The sequence below is a fragment of the Halanaerobium sp. genome (assembly GCF_003070835.1).
Genome location: NZ_QBLR01000173.1, coordinates 1 through 7,167 on the forward strand (window position 1 = coordinate 1; position 7,167 = coordinate 7,167).

At 36.6% G+C, this 7,167-nt stretch carries 6 protein-coding genes; all 6 read right to left on the reverse strand.

All coding sequences use genetic code 11. The features are described 5' to 3' along the window. Window positions 1-979 (reverse strand): ABC transporter substrate-binding protein (locus CI949_RS14380; protein WP_290767538.1); only part of this gene is annotated, 979 nt, incomplete at its 3' end. Window positions 980-1,107: 128 nt separating this feature from the next. Continuing rightward, window positions 1,108-2,082, reverse strand: a complete 975-nt coding sequence (locus tag CI949_RS14385; protein ID WP_290767540.1) for an ABC transporter ATP-binding protein — start codon at window positions 2,080-2,082, stop codon at window positions 1,108-1,110. Next, window positions 2,082-3,113: an ABC transporter ATP-binding protein gene (locus tag CI949_RS14390; RefSeq protein ID WP_290767542.1), complete on the reverse strand. Its 1,032-nt coding sequence runs from the start codon at window positions 3,111-3,113 to the stop codon at window positions 2,082-2,084. Before CI949_RS14390 ends, CI949_RS14385 begins: the two co-directional genes overlap by 1 nt. Window positions 3,114-3,151: 38 nt before the next feature. Next, window positions 3,152-4,027, reverse strand: coding sequence for an ABC transporter permease (locus tag CI949_RS14395; protein WP_133531376.1), 876 nt, complete (start codon window positions 4,025-4,027; stop codon window positions 3,152-3,154). Window positions 4,028-4,033: 6 nt separating this feature from the next. Next, window positions 4,034-5,065 carry an ABC transporter permease gene (locus CI949_RS14400; protein WP_133531377.1) on the reverse strand — a complete coding sequence of 344 codons (1,032 nt, stop codon included), beginning with the start codon at window positions 5,063-5,065 and terminating at the stop codon, window positions 4,034-4,036. Window positions 5,066-5,178: 113 nt separating this feature from the next. Continuing rightward, window positions 5,179-7,002, reverse strand: coding sequence for an ABC transporter substrate-binding protein (locus tag CI949_RS14405; protein WP_133531378.1), 1,824 nt, complete (start codon window positions 7,000-7,002; stop codon window positions 5,179-5,181). Between the last annotated feature and the right edge of the window lie 165 nt (window positions 7,003-7,167).

The window sequence follows — 7,167 nt, forward strand, 5'->3', positions numbered from 1 at the left end:
AGATGTGTATAAGAGACAGCCTTATACCATTTCGAATATTTGCGGAGTCAGAATTAAATTGTTTAGAACTGCTATAATTATACGCCAGAAAATAATAAATATCCTGCGGAATTTTTTGGAGCTGATAATCATCATGTATTTCATTATCCCTAAAATATCTATATGACTCTGCATTTAATTGATAGATATCATATTGCTGATAATTTCTTTTTTCTTCATTTTTGGTTGGAAAATTTATTTGTATCTGTTCCAAATAAGGTAATACTTCTTCCTGATAATTATTCTTCCAGTAGTTATTATTTTTGACTAAATTGACCTGGGCTTTAGAAAAATCATTAATTTTAAAAGCTCCAGTCCCAGTTGGAATTATAGAGAAATTATCTTTATTCAAAACTGCATTTTTAGGCATCACAGCTGCTGCAGTTTTTGTTAAATTATAAATAAATGGTGCATAAGATTCTGTTAATTCAATCTGCAGCTGATAATTGTCTAAAACCCTTATTCCCGTTATTTCTTTACTTTCTCCCTGCCTGTAATCATCATAACCCTTTACTTTACTAAACAGCTGAGCATATGGCGATTTATTTTCTGGAGAAGCTAAATATTCAAATGACCATTTCCAGTCTTCTGCCATTACTCTTCTAGCTGATAAAGGCACTGGCTCTCCAGCAATTTGATAAGGATGAAAATAAACCTCTTCTCTTAATTTAAAAGTAAACAAACGGCCTTCTTCCTCAACTTCCCAGGATTCTGCTAAATGAGTAGTTAATTCTCCTTTATCATTTAACTCTACTAAACTGTCAAAAATTTGCCTGATAATAATTTGTTCAGTCTCATTAGCTGCATAGATTGGATTTAACTCTATTGGCAGCTGCTGAAATCTAAGCTTCAGTTCTCCCCCATAATTAACTGCGTGAATGGTAAAGTTAAATATAAATAAAATAAGGATTGTAATTAATAATGTTTTATAATATTTCATGATTCGACCCCTCTTTATTTTACTTAAATTTTAATTTCTTATTTTATTTATTCTGCAAAAATAAGAAAATCCCTGGCTGCTAGTCTAATTAGCAGACAGGGATTAATTTTGAGCTCTAATGATTAAAATTATTTATCTAATAAATGACAGGCCGCAAAGTGACCGTCTCCATATTCTTTGAACTCCGGTTCTTTTACAGAACAGGGCTCAAAAGCTTTAGGACAGCGGGGATGGAATCTACAGCCTGAAGGCGGATCTACCGGTGAAGGTACATCTCCCTCAAGTACAATTCTATCCTTTTTCTTTTTCGGATCTGCCTCTGGAATAGCAGATAAAAGTGATTGAGTATAAGGATGAATAGGATTTTTAAATAGTTCCTTTTTATCAGTCAACTCAACAATTTTACCAAGATACATTACTGCTACCCGATCACTGATATGTTTTACAACACTTAAGTCATGAGCTATAAAGAGATAGGTAAGACCATACTCTTTCTGTAAATCCTGCAGCAGGTTTACAACCTGTGCCTGAACTGACACATCAAGTGCAGAAACCGGCTCATCAGCGATGATAAGTTTTGGATCTACTGCCAGAGCTCTGGCTACACCAATACGCTGACGCTGTCCACCACTAAATTCGTGAGGATAGCGGTTCATGTATTCTTCACCAAGACCTACATTTTCCAGAATCTCTTTAACCTTTTCATTTCTTTCCTGTTTGTTTTTGGCAAGCTTGTGAATGTCTAAAGGCTCACCAACTATATCAGCAACTGTCATCCGAGGATTTAAAGAAGCATAGGGATCCTGAAAAATAATCTGCATATCTCGTCTAACTTCCCGCATTTCTTTTTTATCAAGGTCCATTATACTTTTACCATCAAAAATAACTTTACCTTCCGTTGCTTCTAATAAGCGAAGGATTGTTCTACCAGTTGTTGACTTTCCACAACCTGATTCTCCTACCAGACCGAGTGTTTCTCCTTCTTTTACTGCAAAGGAAATATCATCAACAGCTTTTACATGAGCTACTGTTCTTTTAAACACTCCTGCTTTAACTGGGAAATATTTTTTTAAGTTTTTAACTTCTAATAAATTCTCAGCCATTATTTCTGAACACCCCGATCCTCATAAATTCTTTCTCCACGCTTTTTGATCTCTTCTAAATCTTCATATCTCCAGCAGCGTACTTTATGACCTGCTGCTGCTTCTTCTAAGGGGGGCTCTTCGTCGAAACACTTACCCTCAGCTAAAGGACAGCGGGTATTGAACTTACAGCCCTCTGGAAAGTTAAGTGGAGAAGGTACACTACCTGGAATTGCTTCTAATCTATCAACATCTTTATCTAATTTAGGAATTGAGTTCATCAAGCCCCAGGTATATGGATGTTTTGGATCTTCAAATAGTGTATCTACATCTGTATATTCTACTACCTTACCTGCATACATTACTGCTACTCTATCTGAAACTTCAGCAATTACCCCTAAATCATGAGTAATCATCATAATTGACATGCCGTAACTTTCTTTTAAAGAGTTCATTAGCTCTAAGATCTGAGCCTGAATTGTTACATCTAAAGCGGTTGTTGGCTCATCAGCGATCAATAACTGAGGATCACAGCTTAAAGCCATCGCAATCATCACCCGCTGCCTCATACCTCCAGATAACTGGTGGGGATATTCGTCTACTCTCTGTTCAGGTAGAGGAATACCTACCTTGGTCAGCATATCAATTGCCTGGCGTCTGGCTTCTTTTCTATCAACTTTTTTATGAAGCATAATTGCTTCCATAATCTGATCTCCAACCGTATAAACAGGATTTAAAGAAGTCATCGGTTCCTGGAAGATCATTGAGATATCATTACCGCGAATTTTTCTCATTTCTTTTTCAGTAATTTTGGTTAAATCTCTGCCGCCAAAATTTATTTCTCCAGCTTCTATTCTGCCTGGAGGTGATTCAACAAGCCTCATAATTGATAAAGAGGTAACACTTTTACCACAGCCGGATTCACCTACAATACCTAGAGTTTCGCCAGGATAGATCTCATAATCAACACCATCTACCGCCTTAACTACTCCTTCTTCTGTATAGAAATATGTTTTTAAATTCTTAACTTCTACTAATGCTTCTTTACTCAAAAAATTCACCTACCCTCTTAATTTAAAAATATGAGCAATTACTTTAATTTTGGATCTAAAATATCACGGAATGCATCACCAAGCAGGTTCCAGGAAAGACTGAAGAACATAATTGCAGCACCTGGAATCACAACAGTATACCAGTACTTGAGAGCAGATCCCTGACCTCCAAGAATCCAGTCACGAGCAAAAGTGATCATCTGTCCCCAGTCAGCATATCCCTCTGGAGCACCTACACCTAAGAAACTTAAGGCAGATGCAGTAATAACCATAGAACCCATTCTCATAAAAGCCTGGATTAAAACTGGAAAAATACAGTTAGCAATTATATGCTTAAATATAATCCTATGATCCTTAGCACCAAGGGCAATTGATGCCTGTACAAATTCTTCATTTTTTATTTCTAAAACCTGTGACCGCATTAAACGGGCTGTTGACATCCAGCCAAATGTTACTAAAGCGATCATAACATTATCTAAACCCTTACCTAAAATAGTTGTTAAAACCATTGCCGCAACTAAAAAAGGAATCGACATAAAGACATCTGTGATCCTCATGAAAAATTCATCAATTTTTCCACCATAATAGGCAGAAATTGTACCAATACTAATCCCAATAAAGGAACTTAAACCAACGACTATTATACCAATTCTAAAAGCTGTTCTGGTTCCCCAGACCATACCATAGAAAATATCATATGATCCCTGAGCAGTTCCAAAAGGATAACCCTCTCGCGGAGGCTGTGGTTCTACCTGCCAACCAGCTCTTGGAATCTCATATGCATCCTCTGGTGACCTAGGTGGTGCTAAAAAAGGTGCAAAAACAGCAACAAGTACGAAAAATAATATTATTATAAGTCCAAATAAAGATAACTTATTTGTTAATAACCTACCGAAAATTTCTTTCCACTCCACTTACCATCACTCCAATCTAATCCGTGGGTCAATTACAGCATAAGAAACATCTACAATTAAGTTGATCAAGATTAATAAGAAACTAAAGTACATTGCAACACCTAAAATACCCGAATAATCAAGTTGTTGAGCAGCCTGAGCAGCATACTGACCGATACCTCTATAGCCAAATACAGACTCTACTATAACAACTCCTCCTAAGAGGCCCAGTACCATAGGTCCAGCAACTGTAACAACAGGGATTAAGGCATTTCTTCTTGCATGTTTATTAATAACAAATTTTTCTGCTACACCCTTTGCTCTTGCAGTTCTAATATAATCTTTACGTAAAGTTTCTAACATACTAGAGCGTGTAATACGTAAAATATATGACCACCAGACAATTGCCAGAGTAACAATCGGACCAATTAAATGTCTAAATGCATCAACAACTACACTAAACTCTAAATTTAAAATTCCATCCAGTACATTTAAACCTGTATACTGAATAAATTCTGCAGATCTAACAACAGCAGCTGCATCAGCTCCAAGTCTTCCGGGTGGGAACCAGCCTAACATTCCATAAAAAACCATTAGAACCATTAAACCAAAAACAAAGGTTGGAAATGACCAGCCTACTGTAGAAACAATTCGAATTATATGATCAAATTTTTGATTATGATGTACCGCCGAGAGCACTCCCAGCCAGATACCTCCCATTACAACCGGTATCACAGCAAACAAAGCCAGCTCCAGTGTAGCAGGAAAACGGCTAAAAATAGCTTCCGTAACAGGCTGCCCGGCTGATTCTGACCAGCCAAAATCACCCTGTAGAACTCCTCCTATCCATCGTCCATACTGTTCGTACCATGGATCATCAAGACCATGCTTCGCAACTAACTCATCCAAATCTCCTCCTTTTAACTGTGCGGGGTCATTGATATAAGTGCTTAGTCTTTGATAAGGTCCAAGCATCATTATCATTGAAAATACAAGTACTGTAACTCCAAACAGTATAAAAGGAAGTATTAAAAAACGTCTAATAATATAATTTACCAACTCATAACTCTCCTTCCTTAAATATTAATCTACTCCAAATTCTTTCCCTAACATAATTAGCAGGGAGGTCTCCCTCCCTGACTAATTTCTATATTTATCTATTTAACCAGCACTTATTGAGCTACTTTATCCATTGAGTAGAAGTCAACACCTGGACGCATAGCATTAGGATACCAGCCTTCAACCCAGGTTCTTCTTGTATTAGATCCTGTTGGCTGATCAATCCAGAGGTCAATAGCGTGGTCAATTGACATCTGCTGTAACTGAGTATAAATTTCCTTACGTCTGGCAGTATCAGTAGTAGAAATACCTTCAGAAATTAAATCATTTATTCCCACTTCTTCTGCCCATTTTTTATAAGCATCTCCACGTCTTCCAGCATAATAGCCAGCACTATCTAAGAAAGGCTGAACAAAGTTATGTGGATCCGGGAAGTCTGCTAACCAACCACCAAATGATGCAGGTAAAGTACCTCTTACAGATGCATCAAGATAGGTTGACCACTGTACACCGCGAACATTAATGTTGAATTTAGGATTAATTCTTTCAATGTAACTCTTTAGCATATCAGCAGCAGTTTTTCTAGGATCATTACCACTGTTATATACTAAGTCCATTGTAAATCCTTTTTCCCAGAGTTCTCCACCGAAAGCTTTTCGGAAATGCTCTTCAGCTTTTTCTAAATCGAGACTGTAAACATCTGAGTTTTCATTATAACCTAATAGAGGATCTACTATTGGACCTCTCAACTGAATTGCTTCACCCATTCTTACCTGCTCTAAGAAAGCCTGATAGTTAAATGAATAACTGAATGCCTTTCTTACATCTTCATCAGCAAAGAAATTAGAGGGTATTCCTTTTCCATCTAATTTACCACTACCGATATAATTGTTACCTTCTGTAGTAATCTCCCAGTTAAATACCATGTTCATATTCTGAAGCACTGGAATACCGGTTGTAACTACTACTCCTTCTTCTCCTTCAACCTGAGATCTATACTGAGTTGGAGCATAAATCATATCAGCATCTCCACGCAATAACATTAACTTACGGGTTGACCATTCATCAACATTTCTGATGATTGCTGTTTTAAAGTTAGCTAACTCTCCCCAGTAATTATCATTACGTCTAAATACTACATGGTCACCATTAACCCATTCGGTTAAGATAAATGGACCAGTACCCAGCATTTTATCGAATAGTGGATCTTCTTCTTTTACTGGATCATGACTTGCAACGATATCAGTAGCTGTTCCATCCCAGGCACCCTGCTCAATTGACCATTCTTTATCCAGAATTGAACCCCAGGAAGCACCTTTAGCTACAATATTTAAGAATGGTGGATAAGGAGCTGCTAAATGAAATGTTACCTTATTGCCATCAACTGTAATTTTTTCTTTAAGTACAGCTAATACTTCTGCAGCCTGCTCATCAGTTAACTGCTTTGGATCTTCTACACCTACTACATCTGCAGTAACATCAGCTAAACCAGCATAACCAGCACCAAATAGTGGCTCATATAACATCCAGATTGGTCCTCCGGAACGATCCATTATCATACCACGTAAGAAACTGTATTTAACATCTTCTGCAGTTAGAGGATTACCATTACTAAATTCTACTCCCTCTCTAATTACAAAGGTATAGTCTGTACCATCTTCAGAAATCAATCCATTTTCAAAACTTGGGACCTCTGTAGATAAAAGTGGTACAAAATCCTGTACACTTGAACCTTCATAATCAATTAAAGTTTCATAAACTTGATAAATCAATTCGGAACTACCGGTATCATAAGCAAAATGTGGATCTAATGTGCTCTGATCACCAATTGTCACATAGGTAAATGTGTTAGGGTTTTTAACTTCCTGTGCACCTGCTACGGAAAATACTGAAACTACTAATAATAAAGTTAAAAATACTACTAATTTTTTTTGCATACTCGAAATTCCCTCCTAATTTTTTAGTTATCTATACTCTCTAATCTCTAATCTCTTCTCTTTTTAAATTTACACCCCCTTATCAGATGTATCTGTTATTTTAAAAAGAAAACTAAATTTAATAATTAAAACTTAAATTTTTTACTAACTTAAATTATATAATTA

Excerpts from the sequence above, each read along its gene's own strand:
- CI949_RS14385 (WP_290767540.1), bottom strand. The coding sequence starts at position 2,082 with ATGGCTGAGAATTTATTAGAAGTTAAAAACTTAAAAAAATATTTCCCA.
- CI949_RS14405 (WP_133531378.1), bottom strand. The coding sequence starts at position 7,002 with ATGCAAAAAAAATTAGTAGTATTTTTAACTTTATTATTAGTAGTTTCA.